The organism is Caldimonas taiwanensis NBRC 104434, assembly GCF_001592165.1.
Classification (GTDB): Bacteria; Pseudomonadota; Gammaproteobacteria; order Burkholderiales; family Burkholderiaceae_C; genus Caldimonas; species Caldimonas manganoxidans.
This window is the reverse complement of sequence record NZ_BCWK01000004.1, coordinates 93,239-119,340: the sequence shown is the minus strand read 5'-3', so window position 1 is coordinate 119,340 and position 26,102 is coordinate 93,239. Positions and strand designations below refer to the sequence as shown.

The window sequence follows — 26,102 nt, the reverse complement described above, 5'->3', positions numbered from 1 at the left end:
AACCGTGCAGCACGACAAGATCCTCATCCTCGATTTCGGCTCCCAAGTCACTCAGCTGATCGCGCGGCGCGTGCGCGAAGCCCACGTCTACTGCGAAATCCATCCCAACGACGTGTCGGATGACTTCATCCGCCAGTTCGCACCCAAAGGCATCATCCTGTCGGGCAGCCACGCCAGCACCTATGAAGACCACGAGCTGCGCGCCCCGCAGGTGGTGTGGGAGCTGGGCGTGCCGGTGCTGGGCATCTGCTACGGCATGCAGACCATGGCGGTGCAACTGGGGGGCAAAGTCGAGTGGAGCGACCATCGCGAATTCGGCTATGCCGAAGTGCGTGCGCGCGGCCATACGCGGCTGCTCAACGGCATCGAGGACTTCCGCACGGCCGATGGCTACGGCATGTTGCAGGTGTGGATGAGCCATGGTGACAAAGTCACCGAGCTGCCGCCGGGCTTCAAAGTCATGGCCTCCACACCCAGTTGCCCCATTGCAGGCATGGCCGACGAGACACGGGGCTACTACGGGGTGCAGTTCCACCCCGAGGTCACGCACACCGTGCAAGGCAAGGCGATACTCACCCGTTTTGTGCGCGACATCTGTGGTGCCCGCGCCGATTGGATCATGGGCGACTACATCGAGGAGGCCGTGGCCCGCATCCGCGAGCAGGTGGGCGACGAAGAGGTCATCCTCGGTCTCTCGGGTGGGGTCGATTCCAGCGTTGCTGCCGCGCTCATCCATCGCGCCATTGGCGAGCAGCTGACCTGCGTGTTCGTCGACCATGGTCTGTTGCGCCTCAATGAGGGCGACATGGTGATGGACATGTTTGCCGGCAAGCTGCACGCCCGAGTGGTGCGCGTCGATGCCAGCGAGCTTTTCCTGAGCAAGCTGGCTGGCGTGAGCGCCCCCGAGGCCAAGCGCAAGATCATCGGCGGCCTGTTCGTCGATGTCTTCAAAGCCGAAGCCGAAAAAATCAAGCAGACCCACCAGCGCCACGTGGCGTGGCTGGCGCAAGGCACCATCTATCCCGATGTGATCGAGTCCGGTGGCGCCAAGACCAAGAAAGCCGTCACCATCAAGAGCCACCACAACGTGGGCGGCTTGCCCGAGCAGCTGGGCTTGAAGCTGTTGGAGCCGCTGCGTGAACTCTTCAAAGACGAAGTGCGCGAACTGGGTTTGGCCCTGGGCCTGCCGCCCGAGATGGTGTACCGCCACCCGTTCCCTGGCCCTGGTTTGGGGGTGCGCATCCTGGGCGAGGTGAAGAAAGAATACGCCGACCTGCTGCGCCGGGCCGATGCCATTTTCATCGAGGAATTGCGCAACACCCGCGACGAAGCCACTGGCAAGAGCTGGTACGACCTCACCAGCCAAGCCTTTGCCGTCTTCCTACCGGTCAAGAGCGTGGGCGTCATGGGCGACGGCCGCACCTACGACTACGTGGTGGCCTTGCGCGCCGTGCAGACCAGCGACTTCATGACCGCCGACTGGGCCGAACTGCCCTACAGTCTGCTCAAGCGGGTCTCCAGCCGCATCATCAACGAGGTGCGTGGCATCAACCGTGTGACCTACGACGTGAGCTCCAAGCCGCCGGCGACGATCGAGTGGGAGTGACCTGGACCCGGAAGACCCCAAGCGTACAGTTCATCACCCTCGCGGGGAAATGTTCCCAACCGGTGGAACGGAAAACGGGGGCAGGTCACGCACGGGTGGTCGCCCTCGAAAGCTCCTCACCCAGCCCCTCGCTGGGCTCGAGGGGTGGTTCGCTTGCATCGGGCGCCCTGATGGCTGTGCTCGGCAGGGAACCGGCAGCGGTAGGGAACCGGCAGGGCCTCCGGTGGTACCAAAGATGGCCTAGGAGACCCGCATGACACCAGACGAAACCCGTGCCATCGTGACGATCAGCCTGCTGGCGGCGTTTGCCGACGGACAGAAGCATGAACGTGAGCGTGCCGAGATCCGGCGCATTGCCGAAGGACTGGCCGGCGAAGGGGGCCTCCATGTGCCCTCGTTGGTGCAGGACGTGCTGATGAAGCGCGTGACGGTCGGCTCGGCTGCCGCCGTGCTGTCCAGCCCCGAGTCGCGTCAGCTGGCTTACGAGATGGCCGTGGGCGTGTGTGATGCCGATGGGGCCCAATCGCCGGCCGAGCAGGCGTTTCTGGCCGAGCTGGCCCGGGTTCTGGGTTTGGAGGCCGGCGTGGCCGCCACGATTTCGCAGCAAGCCGAAACGTTGGCCACCGTGCCGATGAGCGCGCCCGCCTCGGCACCAGTCCCGGCGTCCACGGCGGCAACCGCCCAGGCGGCCGTGAACGAGGCGGAACTGGATTCGGCCATCCTGAATGCAGCCATTCTCAACGGGGCCCTGGAGCTGTTGCCGGAATCGATTTCGACCCTGGCCATCATTCCGTTGCAAATGAAGTTGGTCTACCGCATTGGCAAGGCCTACGGCTATGAGCTGGACCGCGGGCATATCAAGGACTTCCTTGCCACGGCGGGAGTAGGTTTGACCTCTCAGTATCTGGAGCAGGCCGGGCGCAAGCTGATCGGCGGCCTGTTGGGTTCGGTGGGCGGGGGGCTGTTGCGCGGCCTGGGCAAGCAGGCCGTCAGCTCGGGCATGAGCTTTGCCACCACCTACGCCCTGGGCCATGTGGCCAAGCGTTACTACGCCGGTGGACGGGTGTTGTCGGCCCAGATGCTCAAAGACGCTTACGCGGGCATGACGCGCGAGGCGCAGGGCTTGCACGCGCGTTACTTGCCGCAGATGCAGCAGCGGGCGCGCACGCTGGATGCCGCACAAGTGATGAATCTGGTGCGTCAGGGCTGATGGGTCATGGGCGGGCCGTCCTCATCGGCGAAGCGTGACGGCGACAGTCTGTTTTTCGCGTTGCTGCCGCCAGCTCAGGCTCAAGACCGTATCCAGGCCGTGGTGGACGCGCTGGCGCGCCGGGGCTTGCAGCTACGGCGTCCCGTGCCCAGGTCCTTGTGGCATCTCACGCTGCTCTTTGTCGGCCGTGTCGGCCGGTTGCCCGATGATGTCGTGGACAGAGCGTTGGCCCTGGGCGCTGCAGTTCGGATGCAAGCGCTGTCCGTCACGCTCGATCGTTTGCTGAGCTTCGATGCTCGCCCTGGAGCCCATCCTTTGGTGTTGGCCACCGAGGGTGGCGACGGACCGTTGAGGCAGCTGCACCAGGCGTTGGTGCAACAGGGGCAGAGGCTGGGCTTGGCCTGCGCATCGGCAGGCTTCACGCCCCATCTCACCCTGGGGCGTGAAGCGGTGAAGCTGCCGCCCGAGTCTGTGGAGCCCATCGAGTGGCAGGCCCGTGGGTTCGTGCTGATGCGCAGTCTGGTGGGGCTGCGCCGTCACGTGGTGCTGGGGCGATGGGAGTCGTGAGGACGGGATGAGCGGCGGCAGCGCGACAGGCGAGGTCGGCCCGAGCCTGTTTCGGGCGGGATCATGCTAGAAACGGGGCTTCGCCAGAATCCGTTTCCATCGATGCGAATCCTTTTCAGTCTTGCAGCCGTGCTGATCGTTTTGGCCGTGCTCGCCGTGCTGGCCAAGCAGCAGCTGAGCTCGGTGACGCTGCCGGCTGCGCCGGCTGGTCCGTCCTCGGCAGCGTCAGCGCCTCTGCGAGGCAGTCCGTCGCAGCAGCTCGAACAGTTTCGTCAAGGTCTGGATCAGGCCTTGCAGCAGCCGGCGCGCAAGGTGGACGAATGAGCGACGAGCAGCGTCTTCAAGACGAGTACGCCATGCGCATTGCCCTGGACCAGGCCCACAACGCTTGGTTGGTGGGCGAGGTTCCGGTGGGTGCGGTGCTGATGCGCGAGGGCAAGGTGATCGCAACCGGCTACAACCGGCCCATCACCGAACACGATCCCACGGCCCATGCCGAGATCGTCGCGCTGCGCCATGCTGCCCAGTTGCTTGGCAATTACCGCCTGCCGGAGTGCGAGCTTTACGTCACGCTCGAACCCTGCGCGATGTGTGCGATGGCCTTGATGCATGCACGCCTCAGGCGTGTGGTGTTCGGCGCCGCCGACCCCAAGACAGGGGCGGCTGGCTCAGTGCTGAATCTGTTTGCCGAAAGTCGGCTCAACCACCATACCCAGGTGCATGGTGGTGTGTTGGCACAAGCCTGCGGGCAAGTGCTGCGTGACTTTTTTGCCGAGCGGCGCGCCGCTTACCGGCAGCGCCGGCAAGCCGAGAGCTTGCCCTCACCGCGGGGTCAGGCGGCCGTGGGTCACGAGCCCATTCCGACCGGTGAGGTCCATGAGTTTTCCGATTTGGAGCCCCCCGTTGAAGGTCCACGATCACGATCATGAACACACACAGGCCGCCTCGGCCCCCCGCACGCTGAAGTTGTTTTCGCCGTCGGGCGTGGTGGCACATCGCGCCGTGGCCCGGCGGGCCATGGCAAGGCTGCGCCGACTTGGTTTCGAGGTGAGCTTGGATGAGGATGCGCTGGCGCGGCACCAGCGCTTTGCCGGGGATGATGACACCCGCCTGGCCGCCGTGCACCGCGTGGCCGACGGCCGCAGTGATGTGGCGATGGCGCTACGGGGCGGGTACGGCTTGACCCGGCTGTTGGATCGTCTGGACTACCGCCGCATCGGGCGCAGCATCGAGCGGGGGACCCGCTGGGTCGGTCACAGCGATTTCACGACCTTGCAATTGGCCTTGCTGGCCCATGGGGTGGAGGGGGTGACCTATGCCGGGCCGATGGCCTGCTTTGATTTCGGCGCCGAGCAGGTGGACGAGGTGACGCAGGATTGCTTTCTCGAAGCCATGCGGGGCGAGCTCGAAGCGGTGGGTTTTCGCACCGAGGCGGGTTTCGATGGGCTAGACGTCAAAGGGCGGCTGTGGGGGGGCAATCTGTGCATGGTCAACGCTTTGTTGGGCACGCCGCACTGGCCCCGGGTCAAGGGGGGCATTCTGTTTCTGGAAGACGTGAACGAGCACCCCTATCGGATCGAACGAGACTTGTTGCAACTGCACCAAGCCGGCGTGCTGGATGCGCAAAAAGCCGTCGTGCTGGGCCGCTTCACCGATTTCAAGCCATCGCCTCTGGACCGGGGGTACTCCCTGAAGTCGGTGGTGGCCCATGTGCGCAGCCTCACGCGCACGCCGGTGCTCACGGGCCTGCCGTTTGGCCATGTGGCCACCAAAGTCACGCTGCCGGTGGGGGCGAAAGTGCAGCTGGTGGTGCAAGGGCGCGACGCCTTGATCGCATGGTGAATGCTTCTGGAGCGTTGCCCAGGGCCCAGGCCCGCGGGCTTCATGCAGAATGTGGCGCATGAGAAGCCTGTGGGGTCTGCTGCTGTGGTGCGCGGCGCTGCCGGTGTGGGCGGCTCATGGATACGCCTTGTGGGGCGATCTCAAGTACCCAGCCGGATTTGCGCATTTCGACTATGTCAATCCCGATGCTCCCAAGGGCGGTGAGCTGCGCTTGGTGAGCAACCTGCGGGTGTCGACGTTCGACAAGTACAACCCGTTCACCTTGCGGGGCAGTGCGCCAGCGTATTTGTCAGCGTTGATGTTCGAGTCCTTGCTGATCGGCTCGCTGGACGAGACGGCCAGTGGCTACGGCTTGTTGGCCGAAAGCGTGGAGGTGGCGCCCGATGGGTTGAGTGCGGTCTTCCGGCTGCGGCGTGAAGCCCGCTTCCACAACGGATCGCCGGTGCTGGCCAAGGATGTCAAGCACAGTTTCGAGGTCTTGATGGGGCCGCACACCTCGCCGGCCTACAAGACGTTGCTGGCCGACGTGGCCGGGCTCGACGTGCTGGACGAACGCACCGTGCGCTATCGCTTCTCACGGCCCAACCGTGAGCTGCCGCTGACGGTGGGCGGGCTGCCCGTGTTCAGCCATGAGTGGGGGCAGGGCAAGCCCTTCGACCAAGTGGTGATGGACACGCCCATCGGCAGCGGACCCTACCGCATCGGTCCGGTGCGGTTTGGCAAGGACATCACGTACGTACGCGACCCCAATTACTGGGGGCGGGATTTGAATGTGCGCCGCGGGACGGTGAACTTCGATCGCATCACGGTCAAGATCTACAAGGACAACACCGCGCGGCTGGAAGCTCTCAAAGCCGGCGAGTTCGACATGATGCGGTTTTTCTCGGCCGGGGACTGGACGCGGCGCGTCACCGGCCGGCGCTTCGATTCGGGTGAATTGGTCAAAGGCGAGTTCCAGCACCGCTTGCCTTCGGGCTTCCAGAGTTTCGTGCTCAATACCAGGCGCGACAAGCTCAAAGACCCCCGAGTCCGGGAGGCCCTCGGTCTGGCCTTCGATTTCGAGTGGATGAACCGGATGCTCTTCTACAACAGCTACCAACGGGTGACGGGGCTGTTTGGCAACACGGCCTGCCAGGCTCGGGGCGAGCCCTCGGCACAGGAGCGGGCCTTGCTCGAGCCCTGGCGCGACCGTTTGCCGGCGGCCGTCTTCGGCCCCATGTATCAGCCGCCACGCACCGACGGCGAGCATTCGCTGCGGGACAATTTGCGCCGTGCCAAGGCCTTGCTGGCTGCAGCGGGCTGGACGGTGCAAGACGGTGTGCTGCGCAATGCCCAGGGCGAAGCGATGGTGCTGGAATATCTAGACAGCAACGAAGCCGGTGCGCGCATCGTGATGCCTTGGGCTCGCAACCTGGAGAAGCTGGGCATTCGGTTGGTCTATCGAGCGGTGGATTTCGCGCTGTTTCAGCAGCGGCTGCGGGAGTTCGATTTCGACATCACGACCATTGCGTTCCAAGGCACGCACAACCCCGGCAGCGAGTATGCGGACTTGTTTGGCAGCCAAGCGGCTCGAACGCCAGACTCTGGCAATTTGGCAGGCGTCAGCCACCCTGCGGTGGACGCGCTGATCGACCGCATGAGTGCTGCGCGCACCCAGGCTGAGCTGCTGCCTGCGTGTCGAGCGCTGGACCGGGTGATCGCGTATGGGCATTACCTGATTCCGCAATGGACGGCGCCGACTCACCGAATTGCCTACAACCAGTGGCGCCTGGCGCGTCCGCAAACGGTGCCGCCATACATCCAAGGCGAGGACTGGGTCATGTTCACCTGGTGGGCAAAGTAACAGCCATGTGGTCTTACATCCTCAAGCGCGTGCTGCTGATGATTCCCACCCTGCTGGGGGTGCTGCTCATCACCTTCGTCGTGGTGCAGTTCGTGCCCGGTGGCCCGGTGGAGCAATATCTGGCCGAAGCCCGTGCCGTCCCCGGCGGCGGCGAGGCGGGCGCCTTGGCTTATCGTGGGGCCCAGGGGGTCGATCGCAAGCGCCTGGAAGAGATCAAGGCGCTCTACGGCTTCGACAAGCCTGCCCACGAACGCTTCTTGCAAATGCTCGGCCAGTTCATGCGCTTCGATCTGGGGAAGAGCTTTTTCCAGAACAAGGACGTGTGGACGCTGATCGTCGAAAAGCTGCCAGTGTCCATCAGCTTGGGGATGTGGACTTTTCTGCTGAGTTACGGCGTGGCCGTGCCTTTGGGCGTGGCCAAGGCGGTGCGCTCCGGCACGCGCTTCGACCTCGTGACCACGCTGCTGGTGCTGGTGGGCTATGCGATTCCTGGCTTCGTGCTTGGAGTGGCCTTGCTGGTGGTCTTCGGTGGACAGCTCCAGTGGTTCCCCCTGCGCGGCCTGACCTCGGACAACTGGGAAGATCTGAGCTGGGGGGCGCGCATCGTCGATTACCTGTGGCACATCACCCTGCCCGTGACGGCCATGGTGCTGGGCAGTTTTGCCGTGACCACCATGCTCACCAAGAACGCCTTCCTGGAGGAGATTCGCAAGCAGTACGTGCTGACGGCGCGCGCCAAGGGCCTGGGCGAGCGCCAAGTGCTGTGGAAGCATGTCTTTCGAAACGCCCTGATCCCCATCGTCACGGGCTTTCCCGCAGCCTTCGTGGGGGCGTTCTTCACGGGCGCCTTGCTGATCGAGACCCTGTTCTCTTTGGATGGCCTGGGCTTGTTGAGTTACGAAAGCGTGATCCGGCGTGACTACCCCGTCGTGCTGGGCACGCTGTACCTGTTCACGCTGATTGGCCTGGTCACCAAGCTGATCAGCGACCTCTGTTACGTCTGGGTGGATCCACGTGTCAAGTTCGATTGACCCCGTGCCAGTTGCCGCCTCGAACAGCCCCAGCCGGCGGGCCTGGCGCCGCTTTCGTCACAACCGGCTTGGTTTTTGGAGTTTGGTGATCTTCTGCACCTTGGTCGTGCTCAGCCTGTTTGCCGAGGTGTTGTCGAATGACCGACCGCTGCTGGTGCGTTACGAGGGCCGCTTTTATCTGCCGTTGTTGCATGATTACCCAGAGACGGTCTTCGGTGGCGACTTCGAGACGCCCACCGACTATCTGGACCCGTTCATCCGCGAGCGGCTCAGCCAAGGGGGCAACTGGGCGATCTATCCGCCCAACCCGTATGGCCCACGCACGATCAACTATTTCGCCAAGGAACCCAACCCCGCGGGCCCGTCGCGTGACAACTGGCTGGGCACCGACGATCGAGGGCGAGACATGGTGGCCCAGCTGATCTACGGCTTTCGGGTGAGCGTGCTGTTTGCGCTGGCGCTGACGGCCATTGGCGTCGTTCTGGGGGTGGTGGCCGGGGCTGTGCAGGGTTACTTCGGCGGACGCATCGACCTGACCATGCAGCGGCTCATCGAGATCTGGGCCTCGATGCCGGAGCTCTATTTGCTCATCATCTTCAGCGCGATGTTCGCGCCCAGCCTTGGATTGCTGCTGGTGCTGCTGAGTCTGTTCGGCTGGATGGGCTTGTCGGATTACGTACGGGCCGAGTTCCTGCGCAACCGGCAGATGGACTATGTGCGCTCGGCCCGTGCCCTGGGCGTGGGCAATCTGCAGATCATCTGGCGTCACATTCTGCCCAACAGCCTCACGCCCGTGGTGACTTTCCTGCCCTTTCGCATGAGTGCGGCCATTTTGGCGCTGACCTCGCTCGACTTTTTGGGCTTGGGGGTGCCGCCTGACACGCCATCGCTGGGCCAGCTGCTCAATCAGGGCAAGGCCAACATCGATGCCTGGTGGATTTCCTTGTCCACCTTCGGTGTGTTGGTGCTGACCTTGCTGTTGCTGACTTTCATGGGCGATGCGCTGCGCAATGCCTTGGATCCGCGCATGCCTGATCCGCCCGAAGCCCAGCCGCGCCCGTCCATGCCGAGCATGACCCAGGAGGCGCAGGCATGAGCGATGCACTGTTGGAGGTGCGCGGACTGCGCGTGAGCTTTGGCGGCAAGGAAGTGGTGCATGGTGTGGACCTGCATGTGCGGCCTGGCGAGAAACTGGCTCTGGTGGGTGAATCGGGCTCGGGCAAGACCGTCACGGCCTTGAGCCTGCTGCGCCTGGTGCCCTCGGCCCAGGTGCACGGACAGGTCTGGTTGCAAGGGGCTCAGGGCGACCGACGCGATCTGTTGTCGCTCGACGAGCGGGCACTGCGCGCCGTTCGAGGCGAGGATGTCGCCGTGATTTTTCAGGAGCCGATGACGGCCCTCAATCCGCTGTACACCGTGGGCGATCAGATCGTCGAAGTGCTGCAGCTCAAAAAAGGGCTGAGCGCGGCGCACGCTTGGGACAAGGCGGTGCAATTGCTGGCCGACACAGGCATCTCCGAGCCGGAACGCCGTGCGCGGGCCTATCCGCATCAGCTGTCCGGCGGGCAGCGTCAACGCGCCATGATCGCCATGGCCTTGGCCGGTGAACCGCGCCTGTTGCTGGCCGACGAACCCACCACGGCGCTGGACGTGACCTTGCGTGTGCAAATCCTGGATCTGTTGGATGATTTGCAGCGTCGCCGCGGCATGGCCGTGCTGATGATCACCCACGACCTGCACCTGGTGCGCCGCTTTGCCGACCGGGTGGCCGTGATGGAAAGCGGCCATCTCGTGGAAGAAGGCACGGTGGCCGAGGTCTTTGGCCGCCCGCGGCATCCCTATACCCGCAAACTGATCGACAGCCGACCCGAGCGCGATGTGGTCGAGGGCGTGAGCGCCTCATCCACACAGGACGATTTGTTGCGCACCCGGTCGCTGCGGGTGGTCTATCCCGTTCCAAGGCCTGGCTTGCGAGGCTGGTTCCGTCGCGGTGAGTTCGTGGCCGTTCGCAGTGCGAGCCTGAACTTGGCCCCGCGTCAGACCTTGGGGGTGATCGGTGAATCGGGATCGGGCAAATCCACCCTGGCCATGGCCGTGCTGGGGTTGGTGCCCAGCTCAGGCGAGCTGCGCCTGGCAGGTGCCTCCTGGCAAGGCTCGCCACGGGCCGATCGTCCTTTGCGGCGGGTGGCCCAGGTGGTCTTTCAGGATCCGTTTTCGTCGCTGTCGCCTCGCATGACGGTCGAGGAACTCATTGGCGAGGGGCTGCGGGTGCACGAGCCGGCCTTGGATGCCCATGCCCGACGCGAGCGCGTGCGCCAGACCTTGGCCGATGTGGGCCTTACCGAAGCGCAGTTTCCAGGCTTGCTCGCCCGTTATCCGCATGAGTTCTCCGGTGGGCAGCGGCAGCGCTTGGCGATTGCGCGCGCGCTGATCGTCAGACCTCAGCTGCTGGTGCTGGACGAACCCACCAGCGCGCTGGATGTGACCATCCAGAAGCAGGTTCTCGCCCTGTTGCAGCGCCTGCAGCGTGAGCACGGCCTGGCGTATCTGCTGATCACCCACGATGTGGATGTGATCCGTGCGATGGCCCACCACGTGATCGTGATGAAGGACGGTGAAGTGGTCGAGTCCGGCCAGATGCATGAAGTGCTCGATGCCCCACGGCATCCTTACACCCGGCGGCTCGTGGCCGCGGCGAGCGTGCCGAACCCTGCTTGAGAGGGTCGACGCGCTTGCCGATCTGCCTCGTTCAGGCCGCCAGAGGCCAGCCTTCGGCTTCGCGGCGGGCCAGGCGTTCGAGTTCGTCACAGACCTGAGCCAAGGTGCCGCACAAGGCCGTGCGGCGTCGGTCGGTCGGATCGACGGCCACTTTCAGGGCGGACATGGGGGCGAGCCCGGCTGAGGGCTTCGCACCGCCAGCCTCGTCGAGTGACACCCGCAGCAACACCGCGGCTGCACTAGCGGGGGTTTGCACGTGCACGTCCCAGTGGCGCCCCCGGCCCGGCAACAGACTCAGCCGGACGTCGGCCGGGCTGTCATCCCAGCGCGACGAGGCCGGGCGCATGAGCAAGACATGGGCCGCGTGGCGGCGGGCGGCGCGTGACAGCGCTCGCCAAGCTGCCGTCGGCATGTCCGAGGCCCACAACAACAGCATTCCCCCGGGGTGGGTTTGCAGCCATTGCACGCCCGCCTCGACGACGCGCGCGCCTTGTGGGCCAGGCCAGCAGCAGCTGAGCGGACCCGTGCCGAACCCCGGCTCCAGTCGGCGGTGCACAGTGTGCGGCGGTTGCACCAGAGCCACCGGTCGGCCCGCTCGCGCAGCGCGCTCGATGGCGGTTTCCAGCAGACGCCATGCGGCGGCACCCTCCTGCGGGCCGCATACTTCCAACACCTGTCCAGCCTGCCAACCTCCACCCGGCAGGGCCGCATCCAGGCTCGCATGCCCAGTGGGCAGACGCTCCGGTGTGGCCCGGCGAGGCCGCAAGCGCAAACGTCGCCACCAGGGGGGCAGGGAAGCCGTGTCGTTCATGTCCATCTCCGAAGATCTACCAAGCTCATGACATTCGGCAGGATTGGGACGGGTGCTTCGCCTGGAGGCGCAGCGGGCCAACTGCAGGGCCTGTGCGAGGCGATGTCCTCCTCGCGCTGGCGCCCACCACCTGCAGTGGGCCGGAGGCGATGCGGCTACATCAACATGGTGTTGCGAATCAGCCCCACGGCAATGCCTTCGAGCTCGAAGTCTTGTCCGGGCTCGACGATGATCGTGGGGTAGTCGGGGTTCTCGGCCAGCAGTTCGATGTGACCTCGCTGACGGCGAAAACGCTTGACCGTGACCTCGTCGCCCAGGCGGGCCACGACGATCTGGCCGTTCTTGGCCTCGCGAGTGGCCTGCACGGCCAACAGGTCTCCGTCGAGGATGCCAGCGTCGCGCATGCTCATGCCACGCACTTTGAGCAGAAAGTCGGGTTTGCGCTGAAACAAACTGGCTTCGACGTGATACGTCTGATCGATGTGCTCTTGCGCCAAGATGGGACTGCCCGCGGCCACCCGGCCCACCAGAGGCAAGGCGAGCTGAGCCAGCCCCGGCAGAGGCAGGCTGAACTGGCGAATGCGCGACTCGGCCAGCGAGCGCAATGTGTCAGACTTGAGCCGGATGCCTCGCGAGGTGCCTCCCACCAGTTCGATGACGCCTTTGCGGGCCAGGGCTTGCAGATGTTCCTCGGCGGCATTGGCCGAGCGGAAGCCGAGCTCAGCGGCGATCTCGGCCCGCGTGGGCGGCGCGCCGGTGCGCTCGATCGCGCTTTGGATGAGCTCGAGAATTTGTTGCTGACGGGCCGTGAGCTTCGGGGTCTCGGACATGTCCATGGACCGGCAAGGAATGATGGAGACTATCGACCGGGCGCGGTCGCGCGAGCACAGGCCCGCAGGCCTTCTGAGCACGCACCCACTGGTTGCGCATCCAGTATCTGTATTTTTATCCAGTCTCGAAGAAAATGCAAAGCCATTCAAACACGATCGTGGTCATCGGCACGGGAGGCACGATTGCCGGTGTGGGCAGCAGTGCGTCCGACCATACCGGCTACACGGCAGCGCAGCTGGGGGTGGCGCAGTTGGTGGCGGCGGTGCCTTCACTGAGCGGCGCACCGTTGGAAGTGCATCAGCTGGCCCAAGTGGACAGCAAAGACATGGACTTCGGCGTCTGGCGCGAGCTGGCCCAGGCGGTCGCACAGGCGCTGGCACGGCCCGAGGTGGCGGGGGTCGTCGTCACCCACGGGACCGACACCTTGGAGGAAACGGCCTGGTTCCTGCAGTCCGTGCTGGCACCGAGCAAGCCGGTGGTGCTGACGGCGGCCATGCGTCCGGCCACGGCATTGTCGGCCGACGGCCCCCAAAACCTGGTCGATGCAATGACGGTGGCTGCCTGGCCCGGTGCCCGCGGCGTCGTGGCGGTGTTGTGCGGCCGGGTGCATGCAGCGGCCGATGTGCGCAAGGCCCACACCTATCAAGTGGATGCGTTCGATTCGGGCGATGCCGGCCCGGTGGCGCTGGTGGAGGCTGGCAGCTTGCGCTTGCTGCGCCCCTGGCCCGAGGGGCAGGCGCTGGACTGGGAACGCGTGTGGGCCTTGGAGCCGGCTGCCTGGCCCTGGGTGGAGATCGTCACCAGCACGGCGGGGGCGCGGGGAGAAGCCGTGCGGGCGTTGGTGCACGCCGGTGTGCGAGGCTTGGTGGTGGCCGGCACCGGCAATGGCAGCATCCACCGCGACTTGGAGGCTGCCTTGGCCGAAGCTCAGGCGCAAGGGGTGACCGTGTGGCGTGCCAGCCGCTGCGGCGCCGGGCCGGTGCTGGGGGCGCATCCGCGAGGATGGCCCTCGGTGGGCACCTTGACGCCAGCCAAGGCCCGTGTGGCCCTGATGCTGGCGCTGATGCCGGTGTGAGCCGAGGCGCGTGGCGTTCAGACCACTTTGAGACGCACGTCGATGTTGTTGCGTGTGGCGTTGGAGTACGGACACACCTGGTGAGCCGCTTGCACCAGGGCCTCGGCCTGGGCACGGTCCATGCCGGGGATCGATACCTCCAGGTCGACTTCGATGCCGAAGCCCTGCGCGATGGGGCCAATGCCCACCGTCGCCGTGATGGAGGTGTCGGCGGGCAGCGCGATCTTGCGCTGGGCCGCCACGAACTTCATCGCGCCAATGAAACAGGCCGAATATCCGGCAGCGAACAATTGTTCGGGATTGGTGCCCGGGCCGCCAGCGCCGCCCAGCTCCTTGGGGGTGCTCAGCCGGACATCGAGCGCGCCGTCGGACGAGATCGAACGGCCATCACGGCCTCCGGTCGAGGTCGCACGGGCTTGATAGAGAACTTTTTCAAGAGGCATGGGCTTTCCTTTCGATGAGTGGCAGGGCGAGGCGGTCAGGCGGCCCGTCGCTTGGCGGGGCTGCTGGCCGAGGGGAGGGACTGGAGGTCCAAGCGGCGGCGCAGATCGTGCAAACGCTGACGCAAATCGGCAATCTCTTGCGGGCTGCACTGGGTGGCGCAGGCGATGTCCAGTGGCAGCCGGCTGGCCGCTGCACGCAACGCCTGGCCCGCGGGCGTGAGGCGGACGAGGACTCGTCGCTCATCGGCAGCGTCACGGCGGCGCTCCACCTTGCCGGCGACCTCCAGGCGCTTGAGCAGGGGCGTGAGCGTGCCGGAATCCAAGAACAAACGTTGTCCGAGTTCACTGACCGTCTGCTGGCCATGCTCCCACAAGACGAGCATGACCAGGTATTGCGGATAGGTCAGGCCCAAGCGATCCAGCAACGGTTTGTAGAGCTTGGTCATCGCCAGCGTGGTGGCATACAGCGCAAAGCACAACTGCTTGTCCAGCTGCAGCACGTCTTGCGAATCGACCTCGGAAGGGGTGGAGCGTGGCATGGCGAAATAATATCGCACTATTTAATTGTGTGCAATTTAATTGTCGGCACGCCAGTGCAGTGCCAGCAGGCCCGGCGGGGCGGCCCAGGTTTCAAGCGTGCAACCGTTCCAGCTGTTCGCTCAGTTCCAGCCAACGAGTTTCGAGCGCTTCGATGTCCTCGCCGATGGCTTTGAGGCGTCGGCCCTGCTGCGCCCACTGCTGTGGCGTACCTTGGCCGCCGGACAATGCCGCCTCGAGCGTGGCTTTCTCCTGGCTCAGGGCGTCCAGGCGGGCGTCGATGGCCGCCAGCTCCTTCTTCAGCGCACGGGCTTGTTCCAAACGTTGCTGGCGTTGCGGGTCGCGTCGATCTTGCCGAGCGTTGTGAGCACCGGACGGCGGTCGCGCCTCGGGCGGCGCCTGCCGCTGCGTCTGAGTCCGCTGACGGCTTTGCTCCAGCAACCACTGCTGGTAATCGTCCAGATCGCCATCGAACGGGCTGACCGTGCCGTGAGCGACCAGCCAGAATTCGTCGCACACCTCGCGCAGTAGCGCGCGATCGTGGCTGACCAGCATCACGGTGCCTTCGAATTCATTGAGCGCCAGGCTCAGTGCCTCGCGGGTGGTGAGGTCCAGATGGTTGGTCGGTTCGTCCAGCAACAACAGGTTGGGACGCTGCCACACGAGCAGGGCCAGCACCAGACGGGCTTTCTCGCCGCCGCTCATGCTGCCCACCGGTTGCATGACCATGTCGCCCACGAAGCGGAACTGTCCGAGAAAGTCCCGCAGTTCCTGCTCGCGTGCCGCGGGTCCGACGTCGCGGGCCAGGCGGATCAGGTGTTGCAAGGGCGTATCGGTGGGTTCCAGCACGTCCAACTCTTGCTGCGCAAAGTAGCCAATGGACAGGCCTTTGCCCTCGGTGATGCGTCCGCCCAGCAGGGGCAGGCTGCGCGCGATGGTCTTGACCAGGGTGGACTTGCCCTGCCCATTGGCGCCCAAAATGCCGATACGCTGGCCGGCCAGCACCGAGCGGTGCACGTCGCGCAGGATGATGGCCGCGCCATCCGCGTGGCGATAGCCCATGGCTGCACCGTCGAGCACCAACATGGGGTTGGGCAGTTGGGCCGGTGGGCGGAACTCGAAGTGGAAATCGGCGGCCGTGAGCACCGGCGCCAGTTTCTCCATGCGTGCCAAGGCCTTGATGCGGCTTTGAGCTTGGCGAGCCTTGCTGGCCTTGGCCTTGAAGCGCTCGATGAAACGCGACAACTGCGCGATGCGCTCTTGCTGGCGCTCATAGGCGGCCTGTTGCTGGGCCAGGCGTTCGGCGCGCATTTCCTCGAAGCGGGTGTAGTTGCCGCCGTAGCGGGTCAGGCGGGCGTCTTCCAGGTGCACCGTCACCCGCGTGACTGCATCGAGAAACTCGCGGTCGTGGCTGATGACGATCAGCGTGCCCTCGAAACGCTGCAACCAGGCTTCCAGCCAGACCAGGGCGTCGAGGTCCAGGTGGTTGGTCGGCTCGTCCAGCAGCATCAAGTCGGCCGGACACATCAGCGCACGCGCCAGTTGCAGCCGCATGCGCCACCCCCCCGAAAAGCTGTTGACCGGGGCGTCCAGCTGCCCGCTGGTGAAGCCCAAGCCCATCAGCAAGGCCTGGGCACGGGCGCGAGCATCGAAGCCCCCGGCTTGCGCGATGCGCTGATGCGCTTCGGCCATGGCCATGCCGTCGCCGGCTGCCTCGGCTTGGGCCAACGCCGCCTGCGCGGCCTGCAGCACGCGGTCGCCAGCCAGCACGAAGTCGGTGGCCGTCTGGTCGGTCTCGGGCATGTCTTGCGCGACTTCGGCCACCTGCCAATGGGCCGGCAGCTCGACATCGCCGGCATCGGCTTGCAGCCGGCCCGTGAGCAAGGCAAACAGCGACGATTTGCCGGCGCCGTTGCGGCCGACCAGGCCTACTTTTTCGCCGGGATTGAGGGTGAGCGAGGCGCCATCGAGCACGATCTTCGTGCCTCGGCGCAGCGTCAGATTCTTGAGCTGGATCATCGCAGCAGCGTCTGAGCGGCCAAGGCTTCACGGGTGAGCAACACCACCATGTCTGGGCCTGCGCTGGTGTCGAGCCAGACGGCTTCGAGCAGGGGAAAGGCGGCTTCGAAATGGGCACGCTCATGGCCGATTTCCAGCACGAGCACGGCCTGCTCGTTCATGTGGTCTGGCGCTTGGCGCAGGATGCGACGGATCAGATCCATGCCATCGTCGCCGCCGGCCAAGGCCAGTTCCGGCTCGGCCTGGTATTCGGCCGGCAAGGCCGCCATCGACAGCGTGTTCACATAGGGCGGGTTGCACAGGATGAGGTCGTAGCGGCCGCGCACCGCGTCGAACAAATCGCTGTGCAGGAGGCGGATGCGCTGGGTCAAGCCATGGCGTTCGACATTGATGCGCGCCACTTCCAGAGCCTCGGCACTCAGGTCGGAGGCATCGACATGAATGTCCGGATAGGCCATGGCGGCCAGCACGGCCAGACTGCCGTTACCAGTGCACAGATCGAGCACGGTGCGGGTGTGCGCACCCAGCCAGGGGTCGATGCTGCCGTCGGCCAGCAGCTCGGCAATGAAGGAGCGCGGCACGATGGCGCGTTCATCGACATAGAAGCGCACGCCCTGCAGCCATGCCTCCTGGGTGAGGTAAGCGGCCGGCAACCGGGTGGTGATGCGTTCGTCGATCAAGGCATTGACGCGGGCTTGATCGGCGCGGTCGAGTTCGCGCGTGGCCACGGCGTCCAGATCGTCCAGTGGCAGGCCCAGGGCCCACAGGGTGAGCCAGGCGGCCTCATCGCGGGCATTGGTCGTGCCGTGCCCAAACGAAACGCCCGCCTCGTCGAGGCGGGCGGCCATGCGCTCGATCAGCTCGAGTACGGTCATGCGATCAGTGCTTCCAGGGTCTTGCGGTAGATGTTCTTCAGCGGCTCCAAGTGGGCCACTTCCACGGCTTCGTTGATTTTGTGGATGGTGGCATTGCGCGGCCCGAACTCGATCACCTGAGGGCAGATTTGGGCGATGAAGCGGCCATCGGAGGTGCCACCGGTGGTGGACAGCTCGGGCGTCAGTCCGGTTTCGGTGCGGATGGCCGACACCACGGCTTCGCTCAGGTCGCCTGGCTCCGTGAGGAAGGGCAAGCCGCCGAGCGTCCAGGTCAGTTCATACTCCAGGCCATGCCGGTCGAGCACTTCGTGCACCCGGGCCTTCAAGCCATCTGGGGTGGATTCGGTGCTGTATCGGAAATTGAAATCGACGACGAGCTCGCCTGGGATCACGTTCGTGGCCCCGGTGCCGGCATGTAGATTCGAAATTTGCCAACTCGTCGGCGGGAAGTAGGCGTTGCCGCGATCCCACTCGATGGCAGCCAGTTCGGCCAAGGCCGGGGCGGCCTGGTGGACCGGGTTGCGCGCCAGATGAGGATAGGCGATATGGCCCTGGATGCCTTTGACCGTCAGTCGCCCCGACAGTGATCCGCGGCGACCGTTCTTGATCATGTCGCCCAACTGCTCGACCGACGTGGGCTCGCCGACGATGCAGTAATCCAGCCGTTCGCCACGCGTGCGCAGCCAGTCGCAGACTTTGGCCGTGCCGTCGTTGGCCGGACCTTCTTCGTCGCTGGTGATCAAGAAGGCGATGGAGCCGCGGTGATCGGGGTGGGCGGCCACGAACTCTTGGACGGCCACCACCATCGCGGCGATCGAACTCTTCATGTCGGCCGCGCCGCGGCCGTAGAGCATGCCCTCCCGGTGGGTCGGCGTGAAGGGGTCGCTGAGCCAGCGTTCCAAGGGGCCGGCCGGCACCACATCGGTGTGGCCGGCAAACACCAGCACCTTGCCTTGGCGACCGGCGCGGCCCTCGCGCTTGGCCCATAGGTTGGTGACGCGAAAGTCCGGTGGGCCGAACACGAGGGTCTCGCACGCAAACCCCAGCGGCGACAAGCGTTCGATGATCAAGGCCTGGCAGCCGGCATCGGACGGTGTGACCGAGGGCCGGGCGATCAGGGCTTCAGCAAGGCGCAGGGTGTCGGTCATGGGGTGGGGAGCACAACCATCGGAAGCTCAGCGCAGCATGCCAAAGCCAGTGGTGCCGTAGCCGCTGGGGCGTTCGTCATGGCGCACATCCAGCGTGATTTCGGTGAAGGATGGCCCATCCTCGATGTCCTCTTTCTTCGGGGTGAGCTTGCTCTGGGTGCTGGTGTCGTTTTGCAGCCGCCACATCAGGTTGGTGGGCGAGTCGGCGTAGGCCAGGCCTTCTTCGCGAGTGACGCGGCCTTCTTGGATCAGCCTGGCAATGTCGGCTTCGAAGGTCTGCGATCCTTCCGCCAAAGATTTCTCCATGGCTTCTTTGACCCCGGACAGGTCGCCTTTTTCGATCAATTCGGCCACCAGCTTGGTGTTGAGCAGGACTTCCACCGCTGGGATGCGCCCGCCGGCCACTGCGCGCATCAGGCGCTGCGAGACGATGGCTTTCAGACCCGACCCAAGATCGGACAGCATGGCCGGCCGTGCCTCAGGGGTGTAGAACGACATGATGCGGCTGAGCGCGTGGTAGCTATTGTTGGCGTGCATCGTCGACAGCACCAAATGACCGGACAGGGCGTAAGACAGGGCCGCGGTCATGGTTTCGCGGTCCCGGATCTCGCCGATCATGATGCAGTCGGGGGCTTGCCGCAGGGCGTTTTTCAGGCCGATTTGCAATGACTGGGTGTCGCGCCCGACCTCGCGCTGATTGACCACGGACTTCTTGTTCGTGAAGTGGAACTCGATCGGATCCTCGATCGTGAGGATGTGTCCGGCCACTTGCTGATTGCGATGTTCGAGCATGGCCGCCAAGGTCGTGCTCTTGCCGGTGCCGGTGGCGCCCACGAGCAAGATCAGCCCGCGCTTTTCCAGCACGAGGCTGGTGAGGATCTCGGGCACGTTGAGCGATTCCAACGAGGGAATCGTGTTCGGGATGTAGCGAAATACCGCAGCAATGGAGCCGCGCTGCTTGAAGGCACTCAAGCGGAAACTGGCCACACCGGGCAAGACCACCCCGAGATTGAGTTCGCCGGTCTCATCCAGCTCTTCCATTTGCGCGGGAGTGAGCACCTCGGCCAGCAGCTGACGTGGCTGCTGGGGCGAGAGGGGCTGATCGCTGACTTGCAGGATTTGCCCATGGATTTTGATGAGGATGGGCGTTTTCGCAGATAGAAAGACGTCCGACGCTTGCTTGTCGGCCATCAGGCGCAGCACGCGCTCCATGTTGCCACCGCTCATCGCCATCCTCCTCGTCGTGGGTCTGTCGGGTATGCCGGCGTGGGCCTTATGCTCGCAACAGTTCGTTGATGCTGGTCTTGGAGCGCGTCTGGGCGTCCACGCGCTTGACGATCACAGCGGCATACAGGCTGTAGGGCTGACCGGCGGCCGTGGTTTTGGGCAGACTGCCACTGACGACCACCGAGCCCGCCGGCACGCGCCCGTATGTGATTTCGCCGGTCTCGCGGTTGAAGATCGGGGTGCTTTGGCCGATGTACACGCCCATGCCCAGCACGGAGTTTTCCTCCACGATCACGCCTTCGACCACCTCGGAACGCGCGCCGATGAAGCAGTTGTCCTCGATGATCGTGGGGTTGGCCTGCAGCGGCTCGAGCACACCGCCGATGCCCACACCTCCGGACAAGTGCACGTTCTTGCCGATCTGGGCGCAAGAACCCACGGTCGCCCAGGTGTCGACCATGGTGCCCTCGTCGACATAGGCGCCGATGTTCACATAAGAGGGCATCAGCACCACGTTCTTCGCGATGTAGCTGCCGCGGCGCGCCACGGCCGGCGGCACGACGCGCACGCCGGTGGCGCGCATCTCCTCTTCGCTCAGATGGGCAAATTTGGTCGGCACCTTGTCGAAGAACCCGAGGTCGCCGGCACGCATGGCCACGTTGTCATGCAAGCGGAAGCTCAGCAGCACGGCTTTCTTGATCCACTGATGGGTGGTCCAGACGCCGTCGATCTTTTCGGCAACGCGCAAGCGGCCCTTGTTCAGGTCGGCAATCACGGATTCGACGGCTTCGCGCACCTCGGGCGCGGCTGTGGATGGCGATAGGGCGGCGCGGTCGTCCCAGGCCTGATGGATGACGGCTTCGAGGGCTTGGCTCATGGATGCGGACTTTGCAATGGATCAAAGAGAACGGACATAGGCAACGATGCGTTCGGCGGCTTCGACGCATTCCTCGAGCTCGGCCACCAATGCCATGCGGATGCGACCGGCACCGGGGTTGCGGCCATGCGCCTGTCGCGCAAGGAAGCTGCCGGGCAAGACGGTCACATTGTATTGAGCAAGCAGCCCCCGGGCGAAGTCGGTGTCGCTTTGTCCCAGGGCCTCGGGCACCTTGGCCCACAGGTAAAAGCCCGCGTCGGGCAGGGCCACTTCCAGCACCTCGGCAAGCATGGGCGTGACGCGCTCGAACTTGGCTCGGTACTGCTGGCGGTTGGCGATCACGTGGGCCTCGTCATTCCAGGCGGCGATGCTGGCCTGCTGCACCACCGGGCTCATGGCGCTGCCATGGTAGGTGCGGTACAGCGAAAAGGCTTTGAGCAAGCGCGCATCGCCAGCCACGAAGCCCGAGCGCAGGCCGGGCACGTTGGAGCGTTTGGACAGACTGGTGAAGGCCACGAGGTTGCGCAGGTCGTGGCGCCCAAGGCGCACGGCCGCTTCCAATCCGCCCAACGGGGGGACTTCACGGAAGTAAATCTCGGAGTAGCACTCGTCCGAGGCAATCACGAAGCCATACCGATCGCTCAGCTCGAACAGGCGAGCCCACTCCTCCAGTGGCATCACTGCACCGGTGGGATTGCCCGGCGAGCACACGTAGACCAGCTGGGTGCGTGCCCAGGTGTCGTCCGACAGGGCCGACCAGTCGCATGCGAAATTGCGCCTGGGGTCGCTGTTGGCAAAGGCCGTGTCGGCACCGGCCAGCAAAGCGGCACCCTCATAGATCTGATAGAAGGGGTTGGGACATACCACCAGGGGCCGGCCCGCCTCGGGATGGCGGGTCCGGTCGATGACGGTTTGGGCGAATGCGAACAGCGCCTCGCGCGAGCCGTTGACCGGCAGCACTTGGGTGGCCGGATCCAGGTGCACGCCGTAGCGACGTTGCACCCATGCGGCCATGGCCTCGCGCAGCGCCGGTTGGCCCACCGTGGCCGGGTACTGGGCGAGACCATCCAGCGCCTCAGTCAGCGCCTGGCGGATGAACGGCGGCGTGGGATGTTTGGGCTCCCCAATCCCCAAGCTGATGGGGCGCAGCGCTGGGTTGGGCGTGATGTCTTGCGTGAGGGCGCGCAGCCGTTCGAAGGGGTAGGGCTGGAGCCGGGCGAGCAGGGGATTCATGGTGCATGATTATCCGCCCTCGGCCAGCCTGGGCGCGCCGTCGCTCACCTCAACAGGCCGGTTTCGGCTGCGTGCTGCGGCAACTCGATGTGAGGCTGCGGCTTCCAGCCCTTCTTGCGATGCTCCACCACGATATTGGTGTAAATGCCGCCGCGCACATACCACTTGGCCGTGATGCGCAGGAATCGGGGCTGAATGGCCTTGACGATGTCATCGAGGATGTCGTTGGTGACCTTCTCATGGAAAGCCCCTTCGTTGCGGTAGCTCCACATGTACATCTTCAGGCTTTTGAGCTCGACGCACAGTTGGTCGGGCACGCAGTCGATCGTGAAATGCGCAAAGTCGGGCTGGCCGGTCAAGGGGCAGTGGCAGGTGAACTCGGGCACCTGGAACTGGATGACGTAGTCACGCTTGGGGCTCGGATTGGGGAAGACGTGCAGCTCCTTCGAAGGCGCCGAGGGCGGGTTGGGCGGCATTTGGCGCTGCCGGGCCGCGGGGAGGGCAGAAGTACGTTTGGCCATGACGGTGTGACGCGAAGAATCAATGGGGTCGCCAGAGCCGGCGACGCGAGGGGGCGATGGTATCATCCGCGCTTCCAAGCCACCGGATGCTGAACCGGTTTTCCCAGACGAATCAACGACTTAGCGCGAGGTCGCCACAGGCGGCCCGGCGCGGTGCCTCGAGCTGCCCATGCGCCTGAACTCGATCAAGCTGTCCGGCTTCAAGTCCTTCGCGGATCCCACGCACTTTCAGCTGCCCGGGCAACTCGTCGGCGTGGTGGGGCCCAATGGCTGCGGCAAGTCCAACATCATGGATGCCGTGCGCTGGGTGCTGGGCGAATCCAAAGCCTCGGAGTTGCGCGGCGAGTCGATGCAAGACGTGATCTTCAACGGCTCGAGCACCCGCAAGCCAGCGAGCCGAGCCAGCGTGGAGCTGGTGTTCGACAACTCCGATGGGCGTGCCGGCGGGCAGTGGAACCAGTTCACCGAGATCTCGGTGCGACGGGTGCTCACCCGCGACGGGACGTCGAGCTATTTCATCAACGGGCAACCGGTGCGTCGGCGTGACGTCCAGGATGTCTTCCTTGGCACGGGCCTGGGGCCGCGGGCCTACGCCATCATCGGTCAAGGCACGATCAGTCGCATCATCGAATCCCGCCCGGAAGAACTGCGCATGTTCCTGGAGGAGGCCGCCGGGGTCTCCAAGTACAAGGAACGTCGCCGCGAAACCGAGAACCGGCTGAAAGACACGCGCGAGAACCTCACCCGGGTGGAAGACATCCTGCGTGAACTGAGCCACAACCTCGAACGCCTGGAACAGCAGGCCGAAGTGGCTCAGCGTTATCGCAGCCTGCAAGAACTAGGCACGCTCAAGCTGCACCAGCTGTGGTTTCTCAAACACCGTGACGCCGCGGCCGAACAAGAGCGCGTGCACCGTGAAGTGCTCGAAGCCACCAATGCCTTGGAGTCCCGGCTGGCCGAGTTACGCCATGTCGAAGCCGAGTTGGAGACCATCCGTCAGGCGCATTACACGGCCAGTGACGAGCTGCACGCCGCGCAAGCCGCGCTGGCCGAGGCCAACCTGGAAGTCAGCCGCTTGGAAGAGCGCATCCGCTATGTGGTGGAGGGGCGTCAGCGGGTCGAGCAGCGATTGATCGAACTGAAAGCGCAAAGCGAGCAATGGCGGCAGCGCCGCGAGCAAGCCGAAGGCGAACTCGAAACCATTGCCGAGCAGATCGCCATGGCGCAAGAGCAGGCCGAGATCCTGGCCGCTCAGGCCGAGGAAGAGGCGGCCGCGCTGCCGGCCCTGGAGGATGAGGTGCGTGCCGCCGTGGCGCGAGCCAATGAGCAGCGCAATGCGGTTTCGGGCGTCCAGCAGCAGATCCAGGTGCTCGCGGTGGAATCGCGCAATCTGGACGAACAATGTCGGCAGTTGCAGACGCGGCGTGAACGGCTGGCCGCGGAGGCCAAGGGGTTGGCCGCCCCAGACGAGGCCCGGTTGGCCGAGCTCGAGCATCAGGTCGAGCTGGCCGCGCAGGAGCAGGCCATGGCCGACGAGCGGCTGCACGAGCTGACCGAACTGGTGCCTCGGCTGGATGAGGCCCGGCGGGCTCAGCAGGAGCGGGTCAATGCCGAATCGGCCAAGCAGGCTGACTTGGGCGCGCGGTTGGAGGCTCTGAGGGCCTTGCAGGAAAAGGTGCAAACCGAAGGCAAGCTCAAGCCCTGGTTGGCCAAGCACGGTTTGGAGGGCCTGCAGGGCCTGTGGACCAAAGTGCACATCGAGCCAGGGTGGGAGACGGCGCTGGAATCGGCGCTGCGCGAACGGCTCAACGCGCTGGAGGTGGGCCGCGTGGACATCGTGCGCGCGTTCGCCAGTGATGCGCCGCCGGCCAAGCTGGCCTTCTACACGCTGCCCTCGGCGGCCATCAGCAGTACCCATCACACGCTGCCGAGGCTGTCGGACCTGCTGCGTCTGCACGATGCGGGACTGAAAGCGCTCTTGAACGATTGGTTGGAAGGGGTCTACACCGCCGCGTCGCTCGACGAAGCGCTGGCCCAGCGTGGCAAGCTCACGCACGGGGAAGTGATCATGACGCGCGAGGGCCATGCCGTGTCGCAGTTTGCCGTGGCGTTTTATGCGCCGGACTCCGAGCAAGCCGGCATGTTGGCGCGCGCGCAGGAGATCGAGAACCTGGAGCGCCAAGTGCGCGCGCAGGCCCTGATTGCCGACGAGGCGCGCGCAGCCCTGGTGCGAGCCGAAGCGGCCTACACCGAGGCATCGCAGCGTCTGGTGGCCGCGCGTCGCGAGGCCGCGCAGGCACAGGCCCGCGTCCATGAACTGCAGGTGGAGTTGCTGCGCCTGACGCAGCAGGCCGAGCAGACCAGCAGCCGGCGCGGGCAGATCGAGGACGAGTTGGCCGAGATCGACGCACAACTCGAAGAACTGGCCGAACGGCGCGCCACGGGGGAGGCTCGATTCGAAGCGCTGGACCAGCAGCTGGCCGATGAGCAAGAACGCCACGCCGAGCTCGAGGAAGCCGTGATCGAGGCCGAACGCAAGCTCAATCAGGCGCGCGAGCAACTCCGTTCACTGGAACGGGAAGCCCAGGAATCGCAGTTCTCGGCGCGTGCTTTGGCCTCTCGTCGCGGGGAGCTACAGCGATCCATCGAGACGGCGATGCAGCAACTCCAAGCCAATGAGCGCTCGGCCGAACAGCTGCAGGCCGAGCTCGATGGCTTCAACGATGCGGCGGCGCAAGCCGGCTTGCAGGAGGCGCTGGCGCTCAAGATGGAGCGCGAAGCGGCCCTGGCGGCCAAGCGCAGCGAATACGACGATTTGTCGATGCGTTTGCGCCGGGCCGACGAGCAACGCCTGGAGTTCGAGCGCAGCCTCGATCCCTTGCGGGAGCGCATCACCAAGTTGCAGCTCGAAGAACAGGCCGCCTCGCTGGGAGGCGCACAATTCTTGGAGCAACTCACCCAAGCGGGGGTCGATCTCGAGGCCTTGGCGCGCTCCATCGAGGAAGGCGGAGTGCGGCTGCAGGGCTTGCAAGCGGAGATCGACCGCATCAACCGCGAAATCAACGCGCTGGGGGCGGTCAACCTGGCGGCCCTGGACGAACTCGCCGCCGCGCGCGAGCGCAAGACCTTCCTGGACGCCCAGAACGCCGATCTGATCGATGCGATCAAGACGCTGGAAGATGCGATCCACAAGATCGACATGGAAACCCGCGATCTGCTGAAGAAGACCTTCGATTTCGTCAACGAGCACTTCGGCAAGATGTTCCCGACGCTGTTCGGCGGTGGCACGGCCAAACTGGTGATGACCGGCGACGAAATCCTCGATGCCGGCGTGCAGGTGATGGCCCAGCCGCCGGGCAAGAAAAACAGCACCATCCACCTGCTGTCCGGTGGCGAGAAGGCATTGACGGCCATTGCGCTGGTGTTTGCGATCTTCCAGCTCAACCCGGCGCCATTCTGTTTGCTCGACGAGGTCGATGCGCCGCTGGACGACGCCAACACTGAACGCTACGCCAAGCTGGTCACTGCGATGTCCAAGGACACCCAGTTCTTGTTCATCTCGCACAACAAGATCGCCATGGAAATGGCTGAGCAACTCATCGGTGTGACGATGCAGGAGCAGGGCGTCTCGCGCATCGTGGCGGTGGACATGGAAGCGGCCGTGGGCATGGCTGAAGCGGCTTGACGA

The 26,102-nt window shown here is 65.0% G+C and carries 23 protein-coding genes; 12 read left to right on the top strand and 11 right to left on the bottom strand.

Features of this window, described 5'->3' with window-relative positions; all coding sequences use genetic code 11:
* Window positions 1–4 precede the first annotated feature (4 nt).
* The 10 genes from guaA (at window position 5) to CTA01S_RS05015 (ending at window position 10,817) form a co-directional block, all read left to right on the top strand.
* Complete coding sequence (gene guaA / locus CTA01S_RS05060; RefSeq protein ID WP_062192913.1) at window positions 5–1,606, top strand: glutamine-hydrolyzing GMP synthase; 1,602 nt, start codon at window positions 5–7, stop codon at window positions 1,604–1,606.
* 253 nt (window positions 1,607–1,859) lie between these two features.
* The gene (locus CTA01S_RS05055; protein ID WP_062192908.1) at window positions 1,860–2,816 is read left to right on the top strand and encodes a YcjF family protein; all 957 of its coding nucleotides are present in this window, start codon (window positions 1,860–1,862) and stop codon (window positions 2,814–2,816) included.
* 6 nt (window positions 2,817–2,822) lie between these two features.
* Window positions 2,823–3,383 carry a 2'-5' RNA ligase family protein gene (locus tag CTA01S_RS05050; protein WP_062192892.1) on the top strand — a complete coding sequence of 187 codons (561 nt, stop codon included), beginning with the start codon at window positions 2,823–2,825 and terminating at the stop codon, window positions 3,381–3,383.
* A 102-nt stretch (window positions 3,384–3,485) separates the two neighbouring features.
* Window positions 3,486–3,707, top strand: coding sequence for a hypothetical protein (locus CTA01S_RS05045; RefSeq protein ID WP_033371608.1), 222 nt, complete (start codon window positions 3,486–3,488; stop codon window positions 3,705–3,707).
* Complete coding sequence (tadA, locus tag CTA01S_RS05040) at window positions 3,704–4,312, top strand: tRNA adenosine(34) deaminase TadA (RefSeq protein WP_062192887.1); 609 nt, start codon at window positions 3,704–3,706, stop codon at window positions 4,310–4,312. Before CTA01S_RS05045 ends, tadA begins: the two co-directional genes overlap by 4 nt.
* Complete coding sequence (locus tag CTA01S_RS05035) at window positions 4,260–5,225, top strand: LD-carboxypeptidase (RefSeq protein WP_062192884.1); 966 nt, start codon at window positions 4,260–4,262, stop codon at window positions 5,223–5,225. Before tadA ends, CTA01S_RS05035 begins: the two co-directional genes overlap by 53 nt.
* Before the next feature lie 58 nt (window positions 5,226–5,283).
* On the top strand, window positions 5,284–7,068 hold the full coding sequence (locus CTA01S_RS05030) for an extracellular solute-binding protein (RefSeq protein ID WP_062192882.1): 1,785 nt from the start codon (window positions 5,284–5,286) through the stop codon (window positions 7,066–7,068).
* Window positions 7,069–7,073: 5 nt separating this feature from the next.
* The gene (locus tag CTA01S_RS05025; RefSeq protein ID WP_062192880.1) at window positions 7,074–8,099 is read left to right on the top strand and encodes a microcin C ABC transporter permease YejB; all 1,026 of its coding nucleotides are present in this window, start codon (window positions 7,074–7,076) and stop codon (window positions 8,097–8,099) included.
* Window positions 8,083–9,195, top strand: a complete 1,113-nt coding sequence (locus CTA01S_RS05020; protein ID WP_083932489.1) for an ABC transporter permease — start codon at window positions 8,083–8,085, stop codon at window positions 9,193–9,195. The genes CTA01S_RS05025 and CTA01S_RS05020 overlap by 17 nt, the downstream gene beginning before the upstream one ends.
* A complete protein-coding gene (locus tag CTA01S_RS05015; protein WP_062192876.1) occupies window positions 9,192–10,817 on the top strand; it encodes an ABC transporter ATP-binding protein in 1,626 nt (541 codons plus the stop codon). Before CTA01S_RS05020 ends, CTA01S_RS05015 begins: the two co-directional genes overlap by 4 nt.
* Window positions 10,818–10,848: 31 nt before the next feature.
* Here CTA01S_RS05015 and CTA01S_RS05010 read toward each other — a convergent pair whose 3' ends face one another.
* The gene (locus tag CTA01S_RS05010) at window positions 10,849–11,628 is read right to left on the bottom strand and encodes a hypothetical protein (RefSeq protein ID WP_157451300.1); all 780 of its coding nucleotides are present in this window, start codon (window positions 11,626–11,628) and stop codon (window positions 10,849–10,851) included.
* A 155-nt stretch (window positions 11,629–11,783) separates the two neighbouring features.
* Window positions 11,784–12,458 (bottom strand): transcriptional repressor LexA, encoded by a 675-nt coding sequence (gene lexA, locus CTA01S_RS05005; protein WP_026330354.1) that lies wholly within the window; start codon window positions 12,456–12,458, stop codon window positions 11,784–11,786.
* 134 nt (window positions 12,459–12,592) lie between these two features.
* On the opposite strand from lexA, the gene CTA01S_RS05000 reads away from it, so the two are divergent.
* Window positions 12,593–13,534, top strand: coding sequence for an asparaginase (locus CTA01S_RS05000; protein ID WP_062192868.1), 942 nt, complete (start codon window positions 12,593–12,595; stop codon window positions 13,532–13,534).
* 17 nt (window positions 13,535–13,551) lie between these two features.
* Here CTA01S_RS05000 and CTA01S_RS04995 read toward each other — a convergent pair whose 3' ends face one another.
* The 9 genes from CTA01S_RS04995 to queF all read right to left on the bottom strand — a co-directional run bounded on the left by CTA01S_RS04995 (window position 13,552) and on the right by queF (window position 22,369).
* Window positions 13,552–13,977 carry an organic hydroperoxide resistance protein gene (locus CTA01S_RS04995; RefSeq protein ID WP_062192865.1) on the bottom strand — a complete coding sequence of 142 codons (426 nt, stop codon included), beginning with the start codon at window positions 13,975–13,977 and terminating at the stop codon, window positions 13,552–13,554.
* A 35-nt stretch (window positions 13,978–14,012) separates the two neighbouring features.
* Window positions 14,013–14,516, bottom strand: coding sequence for a MarR family winged helix-turn-helix transcriptional regulator (locus CTA01S_RS04990; RefSeq protein ID WP_019561940.1), 504 nt, complete (start codon window positions 14,514–14,516; stop codon window positions 14,013–14,015).
* Window positions 14,517–14,607: 91 nt separating this feature from the next.
* On the bottom strand, window positions 14,608–16,533 hold the full coding sequence (locus CTA01S_RS04985) for an ABC-F family ATP-binding cassette domain-containing protein (RefSeq protein ID WP_062192860.1): 1,926 nt from the start codon (window positions 16,531–16,533) through the stop codon (window positions 14,608–14,610).
* Window positions 16,530–17,408, bottom strand: coding sequence for a 50S ribosomal protein L3 N(5)-glutamine methyltransferase (gene prmB, locus CTA01S_RS04980; protein ID WP_019561942.1), 879 nt, complete (start codon window positions 17,406–17,408; stop codon window positions 16,530–16,532). Before prmB ends, CTA01S_RS04985 begins: the two co-directional genes overlap by 4 nt.
* Window positions 17,405–18,556: a succinyl-diaminopimelate desuccinylase gene (gene dapE / locus CTA01S_RS04975; RefSeq protein ID WP_019561943.1), complete on the bottom strand. Its 1,152-nt coding sequence runs from the start codon at window positions 18,554–18,556 to the stop codon at window positions 17,405–17,407. Before dapE ends, prmB begins: the two co-directional genes overlap by 4 nt.
* Window positions 18,557–18,583: 27 nt before the next feature.
* Window positions 18,584–19,783, bottom strand: coding sequence for a PilT/PilU family type 4a pilus ATPase (locus CTA01S_RS04970; protein WP_019561944.1), 1,200 nt, complete (start codon window positions 19,781–19,783; stop codon window positions 18,584–18,586).
* A gap of 46 nt (window positions 19,784–19,829) precedes the next feature.
* The gene (gene dapD / locus CTA01S_RS04965; protein WP_062192856.1) at window positions 19,830–20,660 is read right to left on the bottom strand and encodes a 2,3,4,5-tetrahydropyridine-2,6-dicarboxylate N-succinyltransferase; all 831 of its coding nucleotides are present in this window, start codon (window positions 20,658–20,660) and stop codon (window positions 19,830–19,832) included.
* A 21-nt stretch (window positions 20,661–20,681) separates the two neighbouring features.
* Complete coding sequence (gene dapC, locus CTA01S_RS04960) at window positions 20,682–21,893, bottom strand: succinyldiaminopimelate transaminase (protein WP_062192851.1); 1,212 nt, start codon at window positions 21,891–21,893, stop codon at window positions 20,682–20,684.
* A 44-nt stretch (window positions 21,894–21,937) separates the two neighbouring features.
* Window positions 21,938–22,369, bottom strand: a complete 432-nt coding sequence (gene queF, locus CTA01S_RS04955; protein WP_019561947.1) for a preQ(1) synthase — start codon at window positions 22,367–22,369, stop codon at window positions 21,938–21,940.
* A 214-nt stretch (window positions 22,370–22,583) separates the two neighbouring features.
* Between queF and smc the strand changes: the two genes are divergently transcribed.
* Window positions 22,584–26,099, top strand: a complete 3,516-nt coding sequence (gene smc / locus CTA01S_RS04950; RefSeq protein WP_062192846.1) for a chromosome segregation protein SMC — start codon at window positions 22,584–22,586, stop codon at window positions 26,097–26,099.
* Window positions 26,100–26,102 lie beyond the last annotated feature (3 nt).